This window comes from Rhodococcus sp. BH4 (assembly GCF_002079265.1).
Lineage (GTDB): Bacteria > Actinomycetota > Actinomycetes > Mycobacteriales > Mycobacteriaceae > Rhodococcus_F > Rhodococcus_F qingshengii.
Genome location: NZ_CP014941.1, coordinates 5114374 through 5136724 on the forward strand (window position 1 = coordinate 5114374; position 22351 = coordinate 5136724).

26 protein-coding genes are annotated in these 22351 nt (G+C 62.4%); 13 read left to right on the forward strand and 13 right to left on the reverse strand.

Annotated elements, in window-relative coordinates:
* Positions 1–13: 13 nt before the first annotated feature.
* Together A0W34_RS23540 and A0W34_RS23545 are read right to left on the reverse strand one after the other, a co-directional pair.
* Positions 14–445 (reverse strand): nuclear transport factor 2 family protein, encoded by a 432-nt coding sequence (locus tag A0W34_RS23540; protein ID WP_003940510.1) that lies wholly within the window; start codon positions 443–445, stop codon positions 14–16.
* On the reverse strand, positions 442–1365 hold the full coding sequence (locus A0W34_RS23545; RefSeq protein WP_058037741.1) for an alpha/beta fold hydrolase: 924 nt from the start codon (positions 1363–1365) through the stop codon (positions 442–444). The genes A0W34_RS23540 and A0W34_RS23545 overlap by 4 nt, the downstream gene beginning before the upstream one ends.
* Before the next feature lie 111 nt (positions 1366–1476).
* Between A0W34_RS23545 and A0W34_RS23550 the strand changes: the two genes are divergently transcribed.
* The gene (locus A0W34_RS23550; RefSeq protein ID WP_003939765.1) at positions 1477–2478 is read left to right on the forward strand and encodes an NADP-dependent oxidoreductase; all 1002 of its coding nucleotides are present in this window, start codon (positions 1477–1479) and stop codon (positions 2476–2478) included.
* Between the two features lie 54 nt (positions 2479–2532).
* On the opposite strand, the gene A0W34_RS23555 is transcribed toward A0W34_RS23550, so the two are convergent.
* Together A0W34_RS23555 and A0W34_RS23560 are read right to left on the reverse strand one after the other, a co-directional pair.
* Positions 2533–3681, reverse strand: coding sequence for a CaiB/BaiF CoA transferase family protein (locus A0W34_RS23555; RefSeq protein ID WP_003939934.1), 1149 nt, complete (start codon positions 3679–3681; stop codon positions 2533–2535).
* Positions 3678–4850 (reverse strand): acyl-CoA dehydrogenase family protein, encoded by a 1173-nt coding sequence (locus A0W34_RS23560; RefSeq protein WP_003939770.1) that lies wholly within the window; start codon positions 4848–4850, stop codon positions 3678–3680. The genes A0W34_RS23555 and A0W34_RS23560 overlap by 4 nt, the downstream gene beginning before the upstream one ends.
* A 159-nt stretch (positions 4851–5009) precedes the next feature.
* Between A0W34_RS23560 and A0W34_RS23565 the strand changes: the two genes are divergently transcribed.
* Positions 5010–6080, forward strand: a complete 1071-nt coding sequence (locus tag A0W34_RS23565; RefSeq protein ID WP_042922299.1) for a LacI family DNA-binding transcriptional regulator — start codon at positions 5010–5012, stop codon at positions 6078–6080.
* Positions 6081–6084: 4 nt separating this feature from the next.
* Here the strand turns inward: A0W34_RS23565 and A0W34_RS23570 are convergent, their stop codons facing one another.
* Genes A0W34_RS23570 through A0W34_RS23580 form a run of 3 tightly spaced genes read right to left on the reverse strand, consistent with a single transcriptional unit; the run spans position 6085 to position 8107 of the window.
* On the reverse strand, positions 6085–6636 hold the full coding sequence (locus A0W34_RS23570) for an SRPBCC family protein (protein ID WP_081558363.1): 552 nt from the start codon (positions 6634–6636) through the stop codon (positions 6085–6087).
* A 50-nt stretch (positions 6637–6686) separates the two neighbouring features.
* Complete coding sequence (locus tag A0W34_RS23575; protein WP_081558364.1) at positions 6687–7346, reverse strand: alpha/beta hydrolase family protein; 660 nt, start codon at positions 7344–7346, stop codon at positions 6687–6689.
* Positions 7343–8107, reverse strand: a complete 765-nt coding sequence (locus tag A0W34_RS23580; protein WP_042922301.1) for an MBL fold metallo-hydrolase — start codon at positions 8105–8107, stop codon at positions 7343–7345. The genes A0W34_RS23575 and A0W34_RS23580 overlap by 4 nt, the downstream gene beginning before the upstream one ends.
* Positions 8108–8126: 19 nt before the next feature.
* Here A0W34_RS23580 and A0W34_RS23585 point away from each other — a divergent pair, with 19 nt between their 5' ends.
* The gene (locus tag A0W34_RS23585) at positions 8127–9251 is read left to right on the forward strand and encodes an alpha/beta hydrolase (protein ID WP_232329910.1); all 1125 of its coding nucleotides are present in this window, start codon (positions 8127–8129) and stop codon (positions 9249–9251) included.
* On the opposite strand, the gene A0W34_RS23590 is transcribed toward A0W34_RS23585, so the two are convergent.
* A complete protein-coding gene (locus A0W34_RS23590; protein WP_030535226.1) occupies positions 9187–9777 on the reverse strand; it encodes a TetR/AcrR family transcriptional regulator in 591 nt (196 codons plus the stop codon). The two genes, A0W34_RS23585 and A0W34_RS23590, sit on opposite strands and share 65 nt — an antisense overlap.
* Before the next feature lie 130 nt (positions 9778–9907).
* On the opposite strand from A0W34_RS23590, the gene A0W34_RS23595 reads away from it, so the two are divergent.
* From A0W34_RS23595 to A0W34_RS23620, 6 genes are all read left to right on the forward strand, one after another.
* Entirely contained in the window at positions 9908–10912 is a 1005-nt protein-coding gene (locus A0W34_RS23595) for a patatin-like phospholipase family protein (protein ID WP_081558366.1), read from the forward strand.
* A gap of 13 nt (positions 10913–10925) precedes the next feature.
* Entirely contained in the window at positions 10926–12458 is a 1533-nt protein-coding gene (locus A0W34_RS23600) for a flavin-containing monooxygenase (protein ID WP_081558367.1), read from the forward strand.
* The gene (locus tag A0W34_RS23605; RefSeq protein WP_007733788.1) at positions 12455–13333 is read left to right on the forward strand and encodes an SDR family oxidoreductase; all 879 of its coding nucleotides are present in this window, start codon (positions 12455–12457) and stop codon (positions 13331–13333) included. The genes A0W34_RS23600 and A0W34_RS23605 overlap by 4 nt, the downstream gene beginning before the upstream one ends.
* Positions 13334–13352: 19 nt before the next feature.
* Positions 13353–13871, forward strand: a complete 519-nt coding sequence (locus A0W34_RS23610; protein ID WP_081558368.1) for a GNAT family N-acetyltransferase — start codon at positions 13353–13355, stop codon at positions 13869–13871.
* Between the two features lie 90 nt (positions 13872–13961).
* Positions 13962–14381: a hypothetical protein gene (locus tag A0W34_RS23615; protein WP_081558369.1), complete on the forward strand. Its 420-nt coding sequence runs from the start codon at positions 13962–13964 to the stop codon at positions 14379–14381.
* Positions 14381–14569 carry a helix-turn-helix transcriptional regulator gene (locus tag A0W34_RS23620; RefSeq protein WP_003940277.1) on the forward strand — a complete coding sequence of 63 codons (189 nt, stop codon included), beginning with the start codon at positions 14381–14383 and terminating at the stop codon, positions 14567–14569. The genes A0W34_RS23615 and A0W34_RS23620 overlap by 1 nt, the downstream gene beginning before the upstream one ends.
* Positions 14570–14626: 57 nt before the next feature.
* Here A0W34_RS23620 and A0W34_RS23625 read toward each other — a convergent pair whose 3' ends face one another.
* The 5 genes from A0W34_RS23625 to A0W34_RS23645 form a co-directional block, all read right to left on the reverse strand.
* Complete coding sequence (locus tag A0W34_RS23625) at positions 14627–14854, reverse strand: hypothetical protein (protein WP_172403438.1); 228 nt, start codon at positions 14852–14854, stop codon at positions 14627–14629.
* Between the two features lie 81 nt (positions 14855–14935).
* Positions 14936–15763 (reverse strand): ABC transporter ATP-binding protein, encoded by an 828-nt coding sequence (locus A0W34_RS23630; RefSeq protein WP_081558371.1) that lies wholly within the window; start codon positions 15761–15763, stop codon positions 14936–14938.
* Positions 15747–16847, reverse strand: a complete 1101-nt coding sequence (locus tag A0W34_RS23635; RefSeq protein ID WP_063315833.1) for a taurine ABC transporter substrate-binding protein — start codon at positions 16845–16847, stop codon at positions 15747–15749. Before A0W34_RS23635 ends, A0W34_RS23630 begins: the two co-directional genes overlap by 17 nt.
* Entirely contained in the window at positions 16844–17701 is an 858-nt protein-coding gene (locus tag A0W34_RS23640) for an ABC transporter permease (protein ID WP_054827123.1), read from the reverse strand. The genes A0W34_RS23635 and A0W34_RS23640 overlap by 4 nt, the downstream gene beginning before the upstream one ends.
* A 244-nt stretch (positions 17702–17945) precedes the next feature.
* Positions 17946–18857 carry a class I SAM-dependent methyltransferase gene (locus tag A0W34_RS23645; RefSeq protein WP_081558372.1) on the reverse strand — a complete coding sequence of 304 codons (912 nt, stop codon included), beginning with the start codon at positions 18855–18857 and terminating at the stop codon, positions 17946–17948.
* An 88-nt stretch (positions 18858–18945) separates the two neighbouring features.
* Between A0W34_RS23645 and A0W34_RS23650 the strand changes: the two genes are divergently transcribed.
* The 4 genes from A0W34_RS23650 to A0W34_RS23665 all read left to right on the forward strand — a co-directional run bounded on the left by A0W34_RS23650 (position 18946) and on the right by A0W34_RS23665 (position 22350).
* Positions 18946–19791, forward strand: a complete 846-nt coding sequence (locus tag A0W34_RS23650; protein ID WP_050654799.1) for an LLM class F420-dependent oxidoreductase — start codon at positions 18946–18948, stop codon at positions 19789–19791.
* Positions 19792–19896: 105 nt separating this feature from the next.
* On the forward strand, positions 19897–20469 hold the full coding sequence (locus A0W34_RS23655) for a flavin reductase family protein (RefSeq protein ID WP_081558373.1): 573 nt from the start codon (positions 19897–19899) through the stop codon (positions 20467–20469).
* On the forward strand, positions 20462–21088 hold the full coding sequence (locus A0W34_RS23660) for a superoxide dismutase (protein ID WP_030535220.1): 627 nt from the start codon (positions 20462–20464) through the stop codon (positions 21086–21088). The genes A0W34_RS23655 and A0W34_RS23660 overlap by 8 nt, the downstream gene beginning before the upstream one ends.
* 170 nt (positions 21089–21258) lie before the next feature.
* Positions 21259–22350 (forward strand): alpha/beta fold hydrolase, encoded by a 1092-nt coding sequence (locus tag A0W34_RS23665; protein ID WP_007733778.1) that lies wholly within the window; start codon positions 21259–21261, stop codon positions 22348–22350.
* Position 22351: the final 1 nt, after the last annotated feature.

The window sequence follows — 22351 nt, forward strand, 5'->3', positions numbered from 1 at the left end:
GGCCGGACTCAGTTCAGGCTTTGTAGGTCGGTAGCGTCTGCCCGAGCCTCTTACCCATTTCGGCAGCCAAAGCCGCGAGCCCGCTGGCCGGACGCACCATGACCTCGAAATCGACGATCTTGCCGTCCTCGTCGAATTCGACCATGTCGATTCCCTTGAGACTCTTGTCGCCGATGTTCGCACTGAATTCGAGCACGACCTGTCGACCGTTGGCTCCGGCGAACTGACGGTGGTACTCGAAGTTCTCGAACACCTGGATCACCGTATTGAGAATGAGCACAACGGCATCCGCGGACTGGTACGGCTTGAATCCCGTGGGCGATCGGAACTGCGCGTCGGGCGCGACGATCGTCGGTAGCGCCGACAGATCGCCGGTTTCGATCATGGTGTGCCACAACTTCAGTGCAGCTTCGACTTTCGGTTCGAGCGTCAATTCCGTGCTCATGCTTCTACCCTTCCCTCGACGTTACCTGCCGCTTGATCTACCGGCACTTGACTTGCGACGGACCACGCACTCAACACAGTTCGCACCCCGGTCACGAGTTGCAACGGCTGATCGATCATGACGTGATGTCCGGCTTCGGGAATCTCCGCCACGATGGCCTCCGTTCCGAACAATCCGCGCATGTGCTCCATGAGTCGATCGGACACGATGCCGTTCTCGGCTCGGAAATAGGCTACGCGGCAACGTGGTTCGCTGTCGAGGACATCTTCGGCGCCTACTCGGAGAAAGAAATTCGGATCGAACTTCCACGACCAACCGCCCTCGACTTCCTCCATCGACGTGGCCGCCACATGGTCACGCACCGCAGGCAGACCCGAATCCTGCGGCGGAACGAAGCGGAAACGGCCCATCGCGTCTTCCCTGGTGGGATAAACCTTCTTGGGGCCGAACGCATTCTGGCGTCGAGCCGCCTCCTCTTCGGGCGTACGCGCCTTGAGCGGAGAATCGATGATGACAACCCCGTCCAACAGTTCGCCATGCAGATGCGAGGCCACGAAAGAAACAATCCCACCCATACTGTGCCCCACCAGAATCGGCTTGCCGTCGATTCCCCCGGCCTCGGCCGCCGCCAGCACCTCGCGAGCCCACTGGGACATCGCGTAGGCGTCGCGAGTGTCACTGTCGCCGTGGCCCGTCAAGTCGAGAGCGACGACGCGGCGCCCCTCGGCGAACTGCGGCGCAATGTGATCCCACCAGCGACTGTGGGCTGCGCCGCCGTGAATCAGCACGATTCCCGGCCCCGCCGGCCCCCAAGCCCGAAAGTGCACCGAGGCACCCTCGACCTCCACCGACCCCGTCTCGACCGGCGCTGCCAACGCCCGAGTGAACCAACCAGGCGCGTCTTCGACCACATTGCTCATCGATCGAACATACATAGTCGTCAATCGGTTCATCCAACTCTTCCCAGTTCGTGATCCATCACCTATATTGAATCCGGCCTCAAGTTCAATTCGTTTCGCCGAAGGGGAGAGATGACCAACCGCCAAGTACGCCTCGCCGCCCGCCCGACAGGACTTCCCGACGCTTCCACCTGGGAATACGTCGATGCCGAGATCCCGTCCGCCGGACCGGGCGAGTTTGTCGTCAAGGTCGAATACCTCTCCCTCGACCCCGCGATGCGCGGTTGGCTCAACGACGTCAAGTCGTACGTTCCGCCGGTCAAGCTCGGTTCCGTCATGCGCGCCCACGGCGTCGGACGCATCACCGAATCACAGCACCCCGATTACCAGGTCGGGGACATCGTGGCCGGATCCTTCGGCGCTTCCGAGTACGGCGTTTCCGACGGTACAGACGTCACTCGGGTCGACGAATCGATCGCTCCCCTACCGACCTGGCTCGGCGCTCTCGGTTTCCCCGGCGTCACTGCGTATTTCGGATTACTCGACGTCGGAAAGCTGAAAGACGGTGACACCGTCGTCGTGTCCGGTGCCGCGGGTGCGGTCGGCAGTCTGGTCGGCCAGATCGCAAAGCTTCACGGATGCAAGGTCATCGGCATCGCCGGCGGTCCGGAGAAGTGCGCGTGGCTCACCGAGGACCTCGGCTTCGATGTCGCCATCGACTACAAGAACGAATCCGTATACAAGGCGCTCAAGTCCAACGCTCCCGACGGTATCGACGTGTACTTCGACAACGTCGGCGGAGAAATTCTCGACGCCGCTCTCTCCCGTCTGCGCCTCGGAGCTCGGGTGGTCATCTGCGGCGCCATCGCGGGCTACAACGCCACCGAACCTCAGCCAGGCCCTGCTCACTACCTGTCACTTCTCGTCAACCGCGCCACGATGGCCGGCTTCGTGGTCTTCGACTACCTCGATCGCTACGCAGAAGCACAAGAGCAGATCGGAAAGTGGATCAAGAGTGGCGAATTGACTGCTCGCGAGCACGTCGTCGACGGCGGTATCGACGCGTTCGGCGACAGCCTCAATCTTCTCTTCGCCGGAGCGAACACCGGAAAGCTGGTCTTGAAGGTCAGCTGAGTCGGCCACACACGCAGATCGGCCACCGGTATTCCGGTGGCCGATTCGCTTGGGTCAACTGACTCCGGACGGAGTGGGAACGCTGTCCTCCCCCAACCGCGGCGGGGCCGACCGATAGGTTGCCGGCGTGCCGCTCATCCGAATCGGATTGGCTACCTGCCGAGTCGGTGCATCGCGACGCGGGTCGTCGATGGACACCACCGGATCGAGATTCAGCCGTTCCGCCAGCGCTATCGCGTCGGCGATGTCGTTGAGAGGCCCACACGGAACACCTCGCTCGGTCAGTGCCTCGAACCACGAGTCCGCAGAGCCCTTGGCCAATGCAGCAGTGACGGCGTCGAACAGTTCTTCTCGATGCGCAACCCTGTCGCTGTTGGACGCGAAACGCGCATCAGCGGCAAGTTCGGAAACTCCGAGAACCTCTGTCAACGAACTGAATTGCCGATCATTGCCGACCGCGAGGACCAGCGGACGGTCCGCGGTGTCGAATACCTCGTATGGTGCGATGCTCGGATGCCGGTTGCCCATTGCCTGCGGCACCACGCCCGCGGCCACGTAGCCGGACGACTGGTTGGCCAGTGCGGACAGCAACGAGGACAACAGATTGACCTCGACGTGCTGCCCTTCGCCTGTGCGATCGCGATGGCGCAGCGCTGCAAGGATTCCCACGCTGGCATGCAGGCCGGTGATGACGTCGACCACCGCGACACCGACCTTGGTGGGAGTCTTGGGATCGGGTCCGGTGATACTCATCAATCCGCCGACCGCCTGAATCAACAGGTCGTATCCCGGCAGAGAGTTGTTGCCACCGAAGCCGCTGATCGAGCAGTAGACCGCACGCGGATTCATTTCTCGGACAGCGTCGTAGCCCAGCCCCAGACGGTCCATCGTTCCCGGCAGGAAGTTCTGCACCACGACGTCCGCATTGCGAACCAGCTCGCGTGCACTCTCCAGATCCTCGCGCTCGCGCAGGTCCAGAGTGACCGACTTCTTGTTACGGTTCACCGACAGAAAGTAGCTCGACTCGTCCCCCACCCACGGTGGGCCCCAGCTGCGAGTGTCGTCCCCGACACCCGGCCGCTCGATCTTGACGACCTCGGCACCCAGGTCGGCGAGAATCATCGTGGCGTACGGACCGGCGAGGACGCGGCCGAAATCAGCGATCACCAACCCGTCGAGCGCTCCGACAGCATCTGCCGTCACCGGAAAGCTTCTTCACCGGTGAGAGCGCGGCCGATCACGAGCTGGTGAACCTCGGACGTGCCCTCGTAGGTGAGAACGGATTCGAGGTTGTTGGCGTGCCGGATCACGGGGTACTCGAGCGTGATGCCGTTGGCGCCCAGAATGGTTCGGCATTCACGGGCGATCTTGATGGCCTCGCGGACATTGTTGAGCTTGCCGGTGCTGACCTGCTCGGGGCGAACCGTCCCGGCGTCCTTGAGGCGCCCGAGGTGGATGGCGAGCAACTGCCCCTTGCCCAATTCGACTGCCATGTCGGCGATCTTGGCCTGGGTGATCTGATACGCGGCGAGCGACTTGTCGAAGACCTTGCGATCACGTGCATATGAGATCGCAGTCTCGAGGCAGTCACGTGCTGCACCCATTGCCCCGAAGATGATGCCGAAGCGTGCCTCGTTGAGGCAGCCGAGCGGGCCGGACAGTCCGCGAGCCTTGGGCAGCATCGCCGAGGCAGGCAGACGCACGTCCTCGAGCACCAGTTCCGAGGTGACCGACGCCCGGAGCGACATCTTGTTCTTGATCTCGGGGGCGGAGAATCCCGGAGTGTCGGTGGGAACGACAAATCCGCGCACGCCGTCGTCGGTTCGAGCCCAGACCACGGCGACGTCCGCGATGGAGCCGTTGGTGATCCACATCTTGGTGCCGTTGAGGATCCAGTCGTCGCCGTCGCGCTTGGCGTTGGTTCGCATACCGCCGGGGTTGGATCCGAAATCGGGTTCCGTGAGACCGAAGCAGCCGATGGCTTCACCCGCCGCCATTCGCGGGAGCCATTCTTCCTTCTGCTCTTCACTTCCGTTGTGGTGGATCGCGAACATGGCGAGCGAGCCCTGGACCGAGACGAGGCTGCGAATGCCCGAATCGACAGCTTCGAGTTCCTGGCAGGCCAACCCGTACGCCGTGGCGCTCATCCCGGCACAGCCGTAGCCCTCGAGGTGCATGCCCAGTACGCCGAGCGCGCCCAGTTCCTTGGCCAGCTCACGAGCCGGCAGTGCTGCCGCTTCGAACCATTCACCTACGTGCGGGCGAATGCGATCGTCGACCATCTTGCGGACCGTGTCGCGGATCGCGATCTCCTCGGCGTCCAGCAGGGTGTCGATGGCAAAAAGCTCGGACAGGGACTGCGGCGTGGTCACGGGGCCTCCAGTGTTCTCGGGCGCAATCCTTTGCGAGAACGATTGCGCAATCGTTTGCATCGCCTAGAGTAGAGCCCGGTTGCGCACCCGTCAATCCCCGAACAGCCGACCGACACCGAACCAACTCAGAACCGACGCACACCAGGAGCCACGACGCAGATGACGCCCGATCCGTCGAACCGCAGCAACGGCCGTCCGCCGACGCTGCGCGAAATCGCCGACCAGGCCGGGGTCCACATCTCGACGGCGTCGCGGGTCCTCCGTCAGCCCGAGCCCGCCGACGGCTGGTCCGACTCCGCACTCCGGGTTCGTCAGGTTGCCGAGGAACTCGGTTACCAACCGAACCTGTGGGCGGCCAGCCTTCGTACCCGCAAGACCACCACCATCGGCGTCGTGATGCCGAGATTGACAGACGTTGTAGTGGCCACCATGTTCCAAGGCATCGAGGAAGCCGCCACCGCAGCCGGGTACTCCGTCTTGCTCTCCAGCCCGCCCGACGATCTGGAAGCGCAACGCAAAGCGGTCGAGTTCCTGGTGAGCCGACAGGTCGACGGTCTCATGCTGAGCAGCATCCACCTGCCGGGTACCGATTTCGTCGACTCGCTCCCCCTGCGCTCACTGCCGATCCTGCTGCTGAACCGGCACATCGACTCGGCGACGTCATCCGTCAACCGAAGCCTTCCCTTTGTCAGCGGCGACGACCGCCTCGGCGGCTACCTCGCGGGGAAGCATCTACTGGACTGCGGCTATCGCGATCTCGGAGTGATCGCGGGGCCGGATCACGCCAGCACGTCGCGGGAACGCGTCGCGGGTTTCCGCGATGCCCTGACCGAAGCCGGTCTGGAACTGCCGCCGAACCGAATAGTGGCGTCCGAGTTCGAAGTTCAAGGGGGTGTCGATGCGGCGGCGACACTGCTCAGCGGGAACACGCGCCCTGACGCCGTCTTCACGGTGAGCGACACCATCGCGATCGGCGTACTCGGTGTGGCCCGTGATCTCGGGTTGAGCATTCCCGACGATCTTGCGTTGGTCGGCTACAACGACATTCCGGTTGTCTCCCAACTCCCGGTGCCCCTGACGACGGTCAGGTCCCCCGCCCGAAAGATCGGTGCGACCGGGCTCGAGCACCTACTCGCACTGATCTCCGGCAAGAACGTCGAATCCGTGAAGCTTCCCGTCGAACTGATCGCGCGAGCCTCCACCAGAAAGCCTGCCAGTCGCAAACTCTGAGCAGCTACCAGACCTGAGATTCGTCGATGCCCAACTGTCGCGCGTAACCGGAGTTGAGTGCGTCCCAGCCGTACTCGCGCGCCCGTTCACCCACAATCGGTCCGAAGGGCTCGCCTGCCAGAAGGGCATCGAGTACGTCGAAGCACAGATGCCACCCCGCAGCGAGCGCCGACGCCATCCCCTCGGCGCGCGACCTCTGCGTCAGCACGACGCGGGTACCGTCTTCGATCGGGGTCAGGTCCCACACCAATTCGTCCGGGCCCCACTCGTGTTCGAGCCGCCGAGTGGTCTCCACGACGTGAACGGTGACCGGCAGCGACATTTCGGGGGCGCCGTCCTCGGTGAGCATGGTGATCACCGCATCACCGGTACGGCTCAGATTCCGATCGGCGGTGTACGGCGTCCATTGCGCCAACATCTCAGGGTCGGTGATCGCCTCCCACACCTTCTCGACGGAATACGGCAGCACCCGAGGAAAGCTGACGACTGTGTCGTCACCGTCGACGCTCACCGTGACGTCGGACAGGGCACTGGGCTGATACGGCTGGGCACTCATGGTTCGATCTCACCAGGAACCACCGACACGGGCAACCGCCCGCTCGGCGTTCAGAACGCAAACACCGCCGATGCGGCCGCGACTGTCTCCTCCACCACCGGAAATTTCACCACGGACAAGTCGTGTCGAGCTCCTTCGAACTCCACCAGACGCGTCGCGGCGGGAATCAAGGCGAGTGCTGCCCGCATCTCCTCCGTTGTCGCGAACTCGTCCTTCGATCCGTGGACGACAACGGTCGGTGTGTTCAGGTCGGGCAGGTGTTCGGTTCTGAGCTTCTCGGGCTTCTTCGGTGGATGCAGTGGATAGGAGAGAAGGACCAGGCCGTCGACAAGTCCCGGGTTCTCCGCCGCAAGCATCGACGCCTGCCGACCGCCGTACGAATGTCCGCCGAGCAGAACGGGTCCGGGCACCGAGTAGTCCTTGCGAAGAGCAGCAATCACCTCGGCAATGCCCGCGCGATCCTCCGCAGCACGCGACGGATGCGGAGGCCCCGAAGCTCGACGCACCCGAAACGCGAGATCGAAGCGCAGAACTTGCGCTCCTGCCGCAGCAAAGCCGTCGGCAACAGCACGCAACAGCACGGTGTCGCAGTTACTTCCCGCGCCGTGAGTCAGTGCAAGCGTGGCGACGGGCGACGCGAAGGACACAGAAGCAGGTCGATGAAGGAAACCGTGCACCGCACCTTCGTCGACCGTTTCGACAGTAGTCATGGACGCATCCTTGTCCGACCCGCTCGGGCCTGTTCGACCGCGGCAGTCATGCTGCCCTCGTAAACCGGACCGTGTCCGGGAAACAGCACGCCGGCAGGTGCACCGGCGATATTGTCCAACGCCTGGTCGGTCGCTTCACGGTCATGATTGAAGGGGCACACCAGAAATTGTGGTCCGGCGACGCTCGACGTCGCGTGTCCGGTCACCAGAGCGTCACCCGACGCGATCACTCCTGCGTCGGGAACAAGGTAAGCGCTGTGGCCGTCGGTATGCCCATGAGTGGGAATCGGCACGATCCGACCGGGAACGTCCAGCGCACCACCGGACGCAAAGGACTGTGCCCGAGGCAGTTCCGCACCTTTCAACGCGCCGACTCCGATCACGTCGCGAAGCCATTTCGGAGCACCTCGCCGCCACAACAGCAACGGAACTCCGGCCGGCGACAACTGTTGCAGATACTCCCTCTTCGCATGCGGCACTTCCAACGGATCCATCAGGACCGGAACCTCGAGCCGAGTCACGATGTCCGCGATCCCACCGATGTGATCGATGTGCGCGTGCGTGACGAGAATTGCCCGAACATCCCCGAGCTGGTGACCGATCTGTTCGATCGAGCGTTCGACGTCGGTGCCGTTGGCCGGATATCCGCCGTCGATCAAGGTCAGATCGGACCCCTCTTCGACCAGGACCCAATTGGCGTGACCGCACCGAACCAGATGTGTGTTCTCGATCTGCGTGATCGACAGTGCCGCAGTAGTCATGCTTGGTAGTCTGCGCCACGTGTCGGAATCCGTGAAGCAGGCCAGCAGCCGCAGCATTCGAGATCGCGCCGAAGCATCCTTGGTGGCAGCCGCATTCGCACTGCCCAGCGCGGTGAAACGTCGAATCACCGGACCACCCGTCGTCATCGAGGGCAACACGCTCGACGCCGACGCACACCTTCTGCTCACGCTCGCGAAGACGCGGCCACTCCCCTCGCATTCAACCGATCCCCAGTCACTCGCCGCTGCTCGCGCCAATCTCACCCGAACCGCGATCATGATGGGCGGCAGGCCCACGCCCGTCCACACCGAGGAGATCTCCGTTTCGGGTGCCGACGGCCCGCTTCGCGCCCGGCTCTACGTCCCGACAGCCGACACCGGCGCTCTGCTCGTCTACTTCCACGGCGGCGGGTGGGTACAGGGCAGCATCGAATCCCACGATGCCCCGTGCCGCCTGTTGGCCGAAACCTCCGGCGCACGGGTCATCTCGGTCGACTACCGGCTCTCACCCGAATTCGCTTTCCCCACACCGGTACACGATGCCTACGCCGCCTACCTCGATATCGTCGACCGCGCCGACGAGTTCTGCGCAGACCCGACGCGCATCGCTGTCGGGGGCGACAGCGCGGGCGGGCATCTTTCCGCAACGGTCGCGCTGCGTGCCCGCGACGACGGCAAGACCCCACCGGCGGCGCAGCTGTTGATCTACCCCGCGACCGACTTTCACGAGAAGGCCCCCTCGCGAACGACGTTCGGTGAAGGTTTCTTCCTGACCGAGGCCAACATGAACTTCTACGAGTCCAGCTTCCTCGGCAGCAATGCCGATCGACTCGATCCGATGGTGTCGCCGCTACGCGCCCCCGACGCGACCGGACTGCCGCCGGCCATCGTGATCACGGCGGGATTCGATCCACTCCGGGACGAAGGCGAAGCCTACGCAGCTCGATTGCGCGACAACGGTGTTCACGTGACCGATCGACGCTATCGCGGGTTCATCCACGGCTTCGTCAACGTTCTGGGACCGAGCGTGAGTTCGCGCACCGCCGTCGCCGAGATCGGCGGAATGCTCCGCGTTCTACTCACCCACCCAGCAAAATCTCCCGCAACGTATCCACCAGCGGATCAACCGGCAGCTCAGGGCTGATCGCACGCTGTAGCCCCAAACCGATTCCGACGCTGAGTATGCGCAGTGCCGCGGCGTTCGGGTCCAGTGCCGGCGTCACGCCGTTGGACTCGGCAAGATGTTGCACCACTCCGGCAATCAATCCGCGCACCTGATCGGCACCCGTCGCGATCTTTTCGCGGATCTCTTCGCTGTGCCGCGATCGCACCGAGAACTCGACTTCGAGCAACGTCCATCTCTTGTCCCCGATGGTTCGCTCGGCCCATCGCGCGAACTCGGCCACCGCGTCGTCGAGCGTCGAATTGGCTCCGAGCTGTGAGGTGATCTCGCCGACCTTGGTCAACCTGATTCGGCCGAGCACCTCGGCGCACAACTCGTCCTTGTTCTTGAAGTTCGAGTACACCGCACCTTTGGAATAACCGGCATCCTCAGCGATCTGATCGAGCGACGCGGCGGCGTACCCGCGATCGAGGAAATGTTCGACGGCCGTCGCCAACAAGGTCTCGCGGGTCATCGCCTGCGCTTCCTGCCTGGTCAATCGCGCCATCGGAACCTCCTCGCGGTTCTGAGTATCGAGATTCCAACGGTAGCCGAATACCGGAAGCGCACCGCAGGCGCACTCCCGAAACCCCAATTTGGGGTACCCACGTTATTCAGATACTGATAGTCTCCGAAATATGACTTCAGAAGTGACCGGCACCACCGCGCCCGGGTCCGGACGACACAGCGCGCCTAGACGGGGATTGGCAATCGGATGCGGCGGCACCCTCGGCTTCGCCTGGACCGTTGCTGCCCTCGCCTCGGTTCGGGACGCCCTCGACTGGGATCCCCGCGAAGCCACCGCCATCATCGGCACGTCCGCCGGAGCCGAGTTCGTGACAATGCTCGGCAGCGGAGTCGGCGTCGACGAGTTGGTAGCCATGCAACTCGGAGAGCCCGCCGCACGTCCCGAACTCCTCGCCCACACAGCATCGGCGCCCGGAAGAATCCCGCCACTTCCGAGTTTGGGGATCGGCAATCCACGACTGGTGACGCGTCGAGATCTTCCCGTTCTGAGCCGGATGAGCGGTATCGCACCGCGTGGTGGCGGCGACCCGTCCTGGCTCACCACGCTCGCCGAATCTCTTGCCCCTGGCGATTCGTGGCTCCCACATCCGTGCGCGTACATGGTATCCATGGACTACAGAACCGGGCGACGGGTCGCGTTCGGGGCACAGGGGGCTCCGAAAGCGACAGTCGGTGAAGCGCTTCGAGCGTCTTGGGCGATTCCCGGCTGGTTCCCACCTGTCACCATCGACGGCGTCAGGTACATCGACGGCGGCGCGGCGTCCACGACATCGGTAGACCTCCTGCTCCCCCTCGAACTCGACGAGCTGGTTGTACTGGCGCCCATGGCATCTCGAACACTGAAGCCGGCGCGCGGCGCCGCCCGTATCGAACGCGGCGCCCTGCGGAACTCCATGTCCAAGGGCCTCGACCGGGAAATCGAACTGGTGCGCGCTGCGGGAACCAGGGTCTTGCGCATAGACGCCACCGACGACGATCTCGCCGTCATGGGCGCCAACTTCATGGACGGCCGACGGCGGCTCGCCACCTTCGAATCATCCCTACGTACAACACGTGCGAGCGTGAAACGCGAACTCGATGCGCGCCCGTTCCACTCCACCCCGTCCCACCAGTGAAAGCGCAGACTCAGTGAACAACAGAACTGACCACTTCGAGGTCGTGATCATCGGTGGCGGGATCTCCGGGATCGGTGCAGCAATTCACCTGCAGCGCCTCGGGATCGACAATTTTGTCCTGCTCGAGAAAGCGGACTCCCTCGGCGGCACCTGGCGCGCCAACACCTATCCCGGTTGTGCCTGCGACGTTCCGTCCGGCCTGTACTCGTATTCCTTTGCCGCCAATCCGGATTGGACCCGACTGTTCGCGGAGCAGCCGGAGATCCGCGAGTACATCGAGGACACGGCCGTCCGCCACGGGGTCGACAAGCACGTTCGCTTCGGGGTAGAAATGCTCTCCGCACAGTGGGACGCATCGCAATCACTCTGGAAGATCACAACTTCCAGCGGTGAACTCACTGCTCGTTTCGTGATAGCCGCCGCCGGCCCGTGGAACGAACCCTTGACGCCGGCGATCCCCGGGCTGGAAACGTTCGAGGGCGAGGTGTTTCATTCCTCGCAGTGGAATCACGACTACGACTTGACCGGAAAGCGCGTCGCCGTCGTAGGTACCGGCGCTTCCGCAGTCCAATTCGTGCCGCGCATCGTCTCCGACGTGTCCGCCCTTCACCTTTACCAACGCACCGCTCAATGGGTCCTTCCCAAACCCGATCACTACGTACCGCGGATCGAAAGGTCCGTCATGCGATTCGTACCGGGAGCGCACAAGGCTCTACGCAGCATCGAATACGGAATCATGGAAGCGCTTGGATTGGGGTTCCGCAATCCGTGGATCCTGCGTATCGTGCAGAAACTCGGGTCGGCCCAATTGCGCTTGCAGGTGCGCGATCCGAAGCTACGCAAGGCGCTGACTCCCGACTACACCCTCGGTTGCAAGCGACTACTCATGTCGAACTCGTACTACCCGGCCCTCGGCAGACCCAACGTGACCGTCCATGCCAACGCAGTCGAAGAGATCCACGGCAACACCGTGATCGGAGCCGACGGAGTGGAATCGGAAGTGGACGCGATCATCTTCGGAACGGGCTTCCACATCCTCGACATGCCCATTGCATCAAAGGTATTCGACGGAGAAGGTCGATCACTCGACGATCATTGGCAGGGAAGCCCGCGGGCGTACTTCGGTTCCGCCGTCAGCGGATTCCCCAACGCGTTCATTCTGCTGGGCCCGAGCCTCGGCACCGGACACACGTCGGCCTTCATGATTCTGGAAGCCCAACTGAACTATGTGGCACAGGGGATCGGCCACGCTCGTCGGCACGGCTGGAAAACCATCGACGTGCGCCCGGAAGTACAGGCAGCCTTCAACTCTCAAGTTCAGGAGGCATTGGGTACCACGGTCTACAACGCCGGTGGTTGCGAAAGCTATTTCTTCGACGTCAACGGCCGCAACAGCTTCAACTGGCCGTGGTCGTCAGGAGCCATGCGTCGACGGCTACGGGCCTTCGATCCATATGCCTACAACCACACGCTGTCCGACAACCCTGCGTCAGACGACACCCCCGCTGAGCCCACCACCACCCCCGAACCGGAGTACACCACATGAGCCTTTTCGGCACCACCTACCCGCCGATCGATCTCGACGGAGCAGTCGTCGTCATCTCCGGAGGTGGCCGCGGAATCGGCCGGGCCACAGCGGAGTTGTTCGCAGCTCGCGGCGCACTCGTCTGCGTCGGCGACCTCGACGAGGAGACGGCCGTCGACACCGCCGCATCCATCGGCGCACGGGCCCGCGGGTACGCTCTGGACGTCACCTCACGCGAATCCTGGGATGTGTTCGTCTCCACAGTGATCGGCGAATTCGGTCACATCGACATTCTGGTCAACAATGCGGGCGTGATGCCGCTCGGCAGCTTCCTCGACGAGTCCGACGCCACCAGTCGAGTAACCCTCGACGTCAATGTCTGGGGCCCGATTCACGGGATGCGCACCGTGCTGCCCGGCATGGTGGATCGGCGACGCGGCCACGTCGTCAACATCGCGTCCATGGCAGGCAAGCTACCGGTGCCAGGAATGGCCGTGTACAACGCAAGCAAGTTCGGTGCGGTGGGCCTTTCCGCCTCTGCTCGTGTCGAATTCGCAGATTCCGGCGTCAGCGTCAGCGCCATCCTGCCCAGCGCGGTGCGCACCGGGCTCTCCTCCGGTGTGCCACTCGGAAAGGGCATGCCGACGGTTGAACCCGAGGTCGTGGCCAAAGCTGTCGTCGACACGGTCGCGCACCGGCGAGCCGAAACTACTGTTCCGCGTTACCTTGCGGGCTGGGACCTCATCGACGCTGTAGTACCCGAATGGATGATCAACATCGGACGCCGGGTGATCGACGATCGCCGCGCGCTGACATCGGTAGATCCGAACGGGCGTGCGGATTACGAAAAGCGAGTGGCACGTCAGGCCGAAAACGAGGAGCACGATCGGAGATGAAGCGGGTAGTTTCGTGGCCATGTACATCCGCCGCGAAACTTCTTCCGACCGTGACGCAATCTATTCACTGCTCGGGGCGGCGTTTGCCGACCAAGCGCCGCCCGGCGAGTCTCCCTACGAGATCGAACTGACACGTCAGCTCTTCGCCTCGAACGACTACTTACCGAAGTTGTCCCTTGTCGCCGTCGCCGGTGATGAGATCGTTGGTTTCGTGATCGGAACACGCGGATGGGTCGGTCCCGTTGAGGCGGTTGGCCTCGGCCCGTTGGCAGTCACACCGGACAACCAACGCAGCGGCGTCGGTTCGGCGCTGATGCACGCGGTGATCGGTGCGTCCGACGCTCTGGACGTGCCACTGCTCGCCCTCCTGGGCAGCACCGAGTACTACCCGCAGTTCGGGTTCGTCACCAGCACGGACGCCGGGATCGAGTCTCCGGAAGCCGAGTGGGGCAAGCACTTTCAGATCAGGACCCTCACCACGCACCGCCCCGATCAGACGGGGAAGTTTTCATACGCAGCGCCTTTCGGGGTCGCTTGACCCTCAGCGCGATGTAAGAGTTCTTTGACATCCAGCGCACGTAGACCTACGCTCAGGCATGTCAAAGAACTCTTACACCTGGGAGGCTTCATGAGCACCACGGCACGGTGGAGCCTGATCATCGGTATCGGCGTCGCAGCAACGCTAGCCTTCAGCTTTTTCGCAGCAGTGACCGCCGATGATCGGAAGACGTTGGCCTTCATCGTCTTCGCAATCGTCATGGCACCGGCTTGTATCGGGTCGGCGTGGGCCCTTTTTCCATCGGAGAACGACAAGGCCCCCGCCTACCCCGAGGACACCGTCGAAACAGAATGGAGTCGCAAGGCCGGCTTCGGCGCGTTCACCGACTTGATCACTGCCATGGGGATCGCGCTGATCGCGCACAATGTCTTCGGCGCTCCCGAACTGCCGCTCGTAATGTTTACAGCCCTCGGTCTGGCCGACTTCGGAATCCGGTACTGGGCAGTGTCGAGGGACCGCACCCCACATTCGAGATCTGACGAGATCTGATGCGCAACAACCTTCAAGAACTTCGTACGGCAGCCGGATTGTCACAGCAAGCGTGCGCCGACGCGCTCGGCATCACACGCCAGACCGTCATCTCGATCGAGAAGGGACACTTCGACCCGCGTCTGTCACTGGCGTTCCGAATCGCCGAATACTTCGACAAACGCGTAGACGACATTTTCTCCAGCTGACGCCGACTCGAACTGACGGAAGATCAGTCGAGCTGCGGTTTCAGTCGAGCTGCGGTTTCAGTCGAACAGAGTTGGCGCACCGTTTTCGTCGTTCCCGTCTTCGACGGCCGTTGCCTTCTTGCCCGAGCCCTTGCGGACGACGGTCAACGTCGTCGTTCGACGCGACAACCTGTGCCCGTCACTGTGTTCGAGCAGCGCCATCCCCTGGCGAACTTCGACTACCGTCCACGGACCCGCATGGCCGGCTGCCTGCACGAGGTCACCGGACTCCACCTCAGTTGCCATGACCACTCCTTGTTCGTCGTGTCCTGCACGTTCTCCTTCCTATTATCGACGCGGCCACCTGGTAGTCGACGCGCAGGGTACCTACGCTGCAGCTGCAACCTTGACCGCATGGCCGACTTCGGCTCGGAATGCCGCGTATTCGGGTGAGCCTCGGAGATCGTCGGGATCGACGCCGGTTCGTGGCAGATCGATTTTCAGGTCGAGCGCGACCTTGCCCGGTCGGCTTGTCAGAACTACGACGCGGGAGCCGAGAAAGGCCGCCTCGTCGGCACTGTGAGTGACGAAGACACTTGTTCGCCCCGATTCGGCACTGACACTGCGCAGGTCCTCCTGCAGACGCTCGCGAGTGAGGGCGTCCAGCGCGGCAAAGGGTTCGTCCAACAGGAGCAACGACGTTTCGGCCGCCAAGGCACGAGCAATTGCCACCCGCTGCTGCTGCCCGCCGGAGATTTCCCAGATACGCCGGTCCGCAGTGCCGACCAGACCGACGCGGTCGAGAAGCTCGTCACGCCTTTGCCCGCGTTCGCTCTTCGCAACGCCGGCGTATTTGAGTGCCAGATCGATGTTGCCGCCCACCGATTTCCACGGAAAGAGCCGTGGCTGCTGAAACACCACTCCCGCACTCGACCCGGGAATCGGGTCGGATCCGGAGACCTGAACCGTTCCACTGGAAGGATTTTCGAAACCCGCGATCAGGCGCAGCAATGTGCTCTTGCCGCAACCCGACGCTCCGACGAGAACCAGAAACTCACCAGGTGTGACGTCGATCGATACGGGCCCGAGTGCCGTGACGGACTCTCGACCGTGGCCGTACCTGTGCGAGACGGTGTCGATTCGGATCGCGCCCGGGCGGTCGGGGGCGAATCCTCCCGAGGCCTGCTGTGCGGTCACGCTACTGGTCAAGGACATCGGGAAGCCCCTTCACATAGAGAGCATTCTGAAAGACCGCCAGATCAGGCACACTGTCGATCTGCTTCTGCTCGGCCAGGAATTGCGCTGCACTCTGCAGGTTCACTGCCAGATTCCCGGGAGCGCCCTCGGTGCCCAACCATTCCGGCGAGGAGATCTGCTCCGGAGTGAGGAACACACCCTGTTTCAACTGCGCTGCCGCGTCGTCCTTCGAGGCGCCTAATTGTGCGGCAACAGCTTCCGCTGCCGCGTTCGGATCAGTGGCGATCGTCGTGAGCGCGCGGGCCTGAACCTGGCGCCAGGTGTCGACGATCTCGGGGTGATCCTTGGCAAACGCAGTCGACACCACACCAAGATCGAGTGTCGGCTTTCCTGCTGTCGCGAGCTCACGGCTGGCGATCAACTGTGTTCCGTCCTTACGGAGTTCGTCGAGCGTGGGCAGCCAGGTGTAGACGGCATCGATGTCACCGCGCTGCCAGGCTGCGAGGGATGCTTGCGGCTGGAGATCCACCAACTGGACGTCGTCGGCACTGAGTCCGGCCTGGTTCAGCGATGCCAGCAGACTGTAGTGCGCGGTCGAGGAGAATGCCGTGGCCACTTTCTTGCCGCGCAGATCTGCGACGGTCTTGATTCCGGTTGCGTTGCGCGCCACCAGGGCTTCGTTGTCGCCGGCCACGTCGAGAACAAACGCGACCTGGTACGGAATGTTCAGCGGTGCCGAGAGGCCACGAGCAACCGGGCTCGAACCGATTGCGCCGAAATCGATTTCACCGGCGATGAAGGCGGTGTTGATGTCGGCTCCCGAATCGAACTTCGTCCACTTCACGTTGTATTCGGGCAGCGCGTCTTCGAGCCAGCGATTGTTCTTGACGATCAAGTCGCCGCTCGGGAACGACTGGTAAGCGATACGGATTGTTTCCTTGGACGAATCCTGGCCCGAATGATCCACTGAGCACGCACCGAGAACAAGGGCAAGGACGCCGATCAGCACCGTGAACGCCGTCCGGGAAGCCCTTCCTTCATTGCGCGTCGAATTACTGCTGCGCTTCAGATTGCTGCTGGCGTGTTTCTGATTGTCAGTCATACTTTTCCCCTCCAGGGAACGGCGCGGCGCTCTGCAGCCCGCAGCAGTCCGTCGATGATCAGGCCGGAGAATCCGATGGCAAAGATCCCCACCAGCACGACCGGTGTGTTGTTGTAATTGCTTGCATCCTTGACCATTCCGCCGATTCCGGGGATGCCGTTGAACAGTTCGGCCGCGACCACCGACGAGTACGCCATACCCACCGACAGCCGAATGCCCGTGAAAGTTTCCGGTAAGGCCGACGGGATGACGACGTCCCGGATCACTTGCGCCCGTGAGGCTCCCAGGGCCCTGGCCGCTTCGACCAGTCCGACCGGCGCCGCGACCACAGCAGCTGTGGTGGCCACCGCTGCCGGCGGAAGAGCAGCGAGCGCCAGCAATGTAATCTTCGGCGCCTCGTCGATTCCCAGCCAGATCACCAGCAGGAAGAAATACGCCAGGGGCGGCAGTGCGCGCAGGAACGTCAACCACGGTTCGAGCAGGCTCCGCAGCCATGTCACCGATCCCATGGCCAAACCGAGGATCACGCCCAATCCGACGCCGATGATCACACCGACCAGCACCCGTCGCAGCGTCATGTAGAGGTGCTCCCAGAGCAGGTAACCCTGGTAGCCGCGCACTCCGTCGTGCGTGGTCATCGTGTTGACGAAGGCATGCCAGACCGTGCTCGGGAACGGCACGAAGGTCTCACTCCAGGTGCCGCTCGCGGCAGCGACCTGCCACAGGGCCAAGAATGCGATCACGGAAAGCACCGGCAGTCCGACCGTGGTCGCACTCGAAGTCCACGGCCGACGCGGCTCACGGTTCGGTTCCGTGACTGATGTTGGTTCTATTGCTTCGACAGGAGTCGACATCGCTGTTCTTCCTCGACGTACGGAAAATTCCGGCACACATGCAGCAACGGGCGCATATGCAGGGGCGAAGGCGCACAGAGCGGCGCCATTCTCACTCAGGAGAGTCGGAAGGAATCAACAGCAACAGCAGTTGGCACCAAGACGGCACAGGTCGACGGCGATGCGTCGTGTCAGTGGCGTCGAGGGCATGGGGGTAATTACTACCTGTGTCTGCAATTACCCGCAAATGCGGGGGAAATAGGCGTCAGTCGGCCAAGCGAACCGACAGCGAATACATGAGCGGGATCTCGGGTCGTCCGGCCGGGACTCCCCAACGCTTGCCGCCGAGTTCAGCCATCTCCTCGAATCCTTGCCAACCGTTGGCGTACGGGTACTCGTCGAAAGACTCGAGCGTCAATCCGGCGCGCCGCAAAGCTCCTAGCACCTCGGAAATGGACCAGTTGAATTCACATGAGGGGAAAGGATTTTCGAAGTTCTCGACTCCGTTTCCCTCAGCGCCTGGCAAGACGAGATCGGCCGAGTCTGCCACGTAGTCGCCCACGCCACGGGGTTCGGTCACGGGAGTCCCGCCTCCGTACGGGTATGTCAGCGACCACTTCTCGTCGAAACACATGGCAAACGGATGAAACTCCACCAGAACGAATCGACCGTTCGGCGCCAGAACACCGGCAATCCCCTCGGCCCACTCGTCGAGATCGGGTAACCAGATCACCGTTCCGTACGAAGAAAAGACTCGGTCGAACTTTCTCTGGCCAGCGGCAGCAGCGCGGAGCCACGCAGATACATCGGCACGCTCGAAATCGGCGGCAATATCGGATTCCGCGGACAAGGTTCGGGCGAAGTCGATCGCGGAATCCGCGATGTCGACGCCGGTCACCGCGGCACCGAGAGCGGCCAAACTTAACGAATCCTGACCGGAATTGCACTGCAGATGAAGAATCGAGGAGCCGTCGATCTCGCCGAGCAGCGCCAGTTCTTCCGGATACAAGGTCGACCCGCCGTTGCGAAAGAACTGTGCCTGGTCTCCTTTGTGACTGTTGTGAGCGACGGTCGCCGCATTCCACGACAACCGATTCATCTCCGCTGCATCCATCACTACTGCATCCACTTCTCGACGCACAACAAGTCCGCCCGAGTTCACCACGTCCCCGGTCACGTCGGCAATCGATTTACTGGGCCGGAAACCTATCCGAACGAAGATGCAACAGGTTACAGTTTTTCGACGGACCATCGAAGGAGAACCAGTGCGCTACGGACTCAGCCTGTTCACCAGTGATCGCGGCATCCGCCCTGCCGATGCAGCAAAGGCTGCGGAGGCGAATGGATTCGACGCCTTTTACGTTCCGGAGCACACTCACATCCCCGTCTCGAGGGATTCCGATCACCCCGGAACCCAGTCGGCCGAATTGCCCGACGACCGTTACATGCGCACACTCGACCCCTGGGTTGCCCTCGGCACCGCCGCGTCGGTCACGAACACCATCCGATTGGGCACCTCCGTGGCCCTCCCCCTCGAACACGATCCGATCACTCTCGCGAAAACCATCGCATCGCTGGACCATCTTTCCGGCGGACGCGTGGTCTTCGGCGTCGGATTCGGCTGGAATGCAGAGGAACTCGCCGACCACGGCGTACCGCCCAACAAACGCCGGACCGCACTCCGCGAGTATCTCGAAGCCATGGGCGAACTGTGGTCGAAGGAAGAAGCGTCGTACGACGGCCAATTCGTGAAGTACGGACCCAGCTGGGCGTGGCCCAAACCAGTTCAGAAGCCCCGTCCTCCCATCCTCTTGGGCGGCGGCGGCAACGAGAAGACTTTCAAGTGGATCGCAAAGTCTGCCGACGGGTGGATCACCACACCCATCGAGCAGGAGATCGACGGAAACGTGGAACTGCTCCGAAAGATCTGGGCCGAAGCAGGTAGAGTCGGCGAGCCTGAAATAACCGTCCTGGCAGGCAAACCCGATTCGGAGAAGCTCGCCCACTGGGAAGACATCGGTGTCACCGAAGCAATGTTCGGCACTCCGGACAAGAGCCCCGACGAGGTTGTCGGATACATGGAACGTCTGGCAGCCAAGCTCGGACGGTGAGGTCCGCCACAGCATCTTGACCTCAACTGCACTCGAGGTTTTAACGTCGGTATTGCACAAGACAGTGCAACGGCAGCAAAACCCGAGACAGAAGAGGGGCGAGGAGTGACCACAAAACTGGTTGGCACCCAATCTGTTTCGGACGACTCTGTTGATGCGGAGCCGTCCATCCGAAACTCCTTCGTCGAGGCGTTCCGGAACCATCCCGCCGGCGTCTCGATCATCACCGCAACGGGCGATGACGGCCCGGCCGGCATCACGTCATCGTCGGTGATCTCGATCAGCGCCGATCCTGCAGTTCTGGCGTTTTCACTGCAGTCGTTGCGAGGCTCTGCGAGCGTCATCGCTTCCGCCCGCAGTTTTGTTGTTCACCTGGCAAATTCGGCGAACGAACGACTGGCTTCCACGTTCGCAACCCGCGGCGCTGTGCGCTTCGGAGACGATATGCCCTGGTCGTTTCTCTCGACGGGTGAACCGTTCCTACATGGGACAGGCCACGCCCTGCGTGCGGTTCCCTTGAATGCCACTACATGTGGCGCCGCAGTGATCGTCACTGCACGCGTCGTCGACGTCATCGATCCGCAGCACATGTCAACGCCGCTCGTCTATCACAATCGAACCTATCGGAATCTCTCGACTCACAACATTTCCTCAAAGGAAGGCATGTCACATGACTGAATACGTTCTCCCCGAACTGGATTACGACTACGCCGCTCTCGAACCGCACATCTCCGGCGAGATCATGGAACTGCACCACAGCAAGCACCACGCCACGTACGTGGCGGGCGCCAACAGCGCAATCGAGCAGTTGGCTGCTGCGCGCGAAGACGGCACGATCACCGCGAAGGCGCCGCTGCTCAGCAAGAACCTCGCCTTCCACCTCGGCGGCCACACCAATCACTCCATCTTCTGGAAGAACCTCTCCCCCAACGGCGGTGAGCGGCCAGAGGGCGAGTTGGCAGCCGCAATCGACGAGCACTTCGGCACCTTCGACGCATTCGTCAACCACTTCTCCGCTGTAGCAACCACTTTGCAGGGGTCCGGCTGGGCGGTACTGGCCTACGACACGGTCGGGCAGCGCCTGGTCATCGAGCAGCTCACCGACCAGCAAGGCAACATCAGCATCGGTATCGTTCCGTTGCTCATGCTCGACATGTGGGAGCACGCTTTCTACCTGCAGTACAAGAACGTCAAGGCCGACTACGTGAAGGCCTACTGGAACGTCATCAACTGGGAAGACGTTGCACAGCGATACGCGACGGCCACAGCGGCGACGGGCTTGATCGTCCCCGCCTGATCGTCCCCACCCGATCACTGCCATATCACCCCGATCAGCCCAGCTCGGCACGGTGGCTCCGTTGCCGAGCTGGGTTTTTACACCCCCGAGATCGATGTATGTGAAGGCAGGTAACATACACCGAGCGCGGCTGACTCGGCCGTCCGCCGATTCGACTCCGAGGGGAACCAGTGCTCGATATCAGTGGTTTGATCGCGACGTGGCGTCCGACGCTGGACACCGCAGCACGCAATGCATGGGGACTCTCGTTCGGCGACGGTGTCGAGAAGACCGAACGCACCCCGTCCGTACTGATCAGCGAAGGTCCACACCGCGATCTGTATCGCTTCGGCGCATTGTGGAGGCCAAGAGGTAATCCGGTTCTCCTCGTACCGCCCCTCGCGGTTTCAGCCGACTGTTACGACCTTCGTGCGGGCCAAAGCCTCGCCGCGCACCTACTGGATGGGGCGAACACGCCCTACCTCCTCGACTACGGGACCATGCGGTACTCCGACCGCGGGATGGGTTTCGAGGCCTGGGTCGACGACATCATCCCGGAAGCGATCCGTACGATCTCGGACCTACATGACGGCGCACCGGTTTCGCTGATCGGGTGGAGCCTCGGCGGGACCATGTCTCTGCTCACGGGCTCCGCTCACTCCGACCTGCCGATCGCATCGATCACGGCAATCGGAACGCCAATCGATTACACGAAGATTCCCGCTATCAGCCCCTTGAGGCTGATCGGCAAATACACGGGCGACACCCCACTCACGTCCGCGACCAATCTTGTCGGCGGACTACCTGCTCCACTCGTTCAGGCGAGTTACAAGGTGACGGCGTTGCAGCGCGAAGTTCTCAAGCCATGGTTCATCATGCGCAACCTCCACAACACCGAGACACTGGCTCGCATGGAATCGATAGACAAGTTCATGGCAGCCATGCCTGGATACCCTGGCAAGGCTTTTCAGCAGATCTGCGAACAACTCATGCTCGGCAACAATCTCTACAACGACGCCGTCACGCTTGCCGGACGCGAGATCAAACTGTCAGCTCTGAGCGTTCCCGTTCTCGCGATCGGCGGCACCACTGACGTGATTGCACCCATCGCTTCGGTGGAAGCGATCACGTCGGTCCTCACCGGAGCGCCGTCGGTCCGGTTCGAGAAGGCGCCGGGAAGTCACCTCGGGCTCGTTGCCGGCCCCACCGCGAGAGACTCCACCTGGGCGCACATCGACGAATTCTTGAAAGAGAATGCACCGCAGTTGGTTTCGACCAGCTAAA

Coding starts and splice junctions, on each gene's coding strand:
- A0W34_RS23540 (WP_003940510.1), bottom strand. CDS start 445: ATGAGCACGGAATTGACGCTCGAACCGAAAGTCGAAGCTGCACTGAAG.
- A0W34_RS23545 (WP_058037741.1), bottom strand. CDS start 1,365: ATGAGCAATGTGGTCGAAGACGCGCCTGGTTGGTTCACTCGGGCGTTG.
- A0W34_RS23550 (WP_003939765.1), top strand. CDS start 1,477: ATGACCAACCGCCAAGTACGCCTCGCCGCCCGCCCGACAGGACTTCCC.
- A0W34_RS23565 (WP_042922299.1), top strand. CDS start 5,010: ATGACGCCCGATCCGTCGAACCGCAGCAACGGCCGTCCGCCGACGCTG.
- A0W34_RS23570 (WP_081558363.1), bottom strand. CDS start 6,636: ATGAGTGCCCAGCCGTATCAGCCCAGTGCCCTGTCCGACGTCACGGTG.
- A0W34_RS23575 (WP_081558364.1), bottom strand. CDS start 7,346: ATGACTACTGTCGAAACGGTCGACGAAGGTGCGGTGCACGGTTTCCTT.
- A0W34_RS23580 (WP_042922301.1), bottom strand. CDS start 8,107: ATGACTACTGCGGCACTGTCGATCACGCAGATCGAGAACACACATCTG.
- A0W34_RS23590 (WP_030535226.1), bottom strand. CDS start 9,777: ATGGCGCGATTGACCAGGCAGGAAGCGCAGGCGATGACCCGCGAGACC.
- A0W34_RS23595 (WP_081558366.1), top strand. CDS start 9,908: ATGACTTCAGAAGTGACCGGCACCACCGCGCCCGGGTCCGGACGACAC.
- A0W34_RS23605 (WP_007733788.1), top strand. CDS start 12,455: ATGAGCCTTTTCGGCACCACCTACCCGCCGATCGATCTCGACGGAGCA.
- A0W34_RS23610 (WP_081558368.1), top strand. CDS start 13,353: ATGTACATCCGCCGCGAAACTTCTTCCGACCGTGACGCAATCTATTCA.
- A0W34_RS23615 (WP_081558369.1), top strand. CDS start 13,962: ATGAGCACCACGGCACGGTGGAGCCTGATCATCGGTATCGGCGTCGCA.
- A0W34_RS23620 (WP_003940277.1), top strand. CDS start 14,381: ATGCGCAACAACCTTCAAGAACTTCGTACGGCAGCCGGATTGTCACAG.
- A0W34_RS23625 (WP_172403438.1), bottom strand. CDS start 14,854: ATGGCAACTGAGGTGGAGTCCGGTGACCTCGTGCAGGCAGCCGGCCAT.
- A0W34_RS23630 (WP_081558371.1), bottom strand. CDS start 15,763: ATGTCCTTGACCAGTAGCGTGACCGCACAGCAGGCCTCGGGAGGATTC.
- A0W34_RS23635 (WP_063315833.1), bottom strand. CDS start 16,847: ATGACTGACAATCAGAAACACGCCAGCAGCAATCTGAAGCGCAGCAGT.
- A0W34_RS23640 (WP_054827123.1), bottom strand. CDS start 17,701: ATGTCGACTCCTGTCGAAGCAATAGAACCAACATCAGTCACGGAACCG.
- A0W34_RS23660 (WP_030535220.1), top strand. CDS start 20,462: ATGACTGAATACGTTCTCCCCGAACTGGATTACGACTACGCCGCTCTC.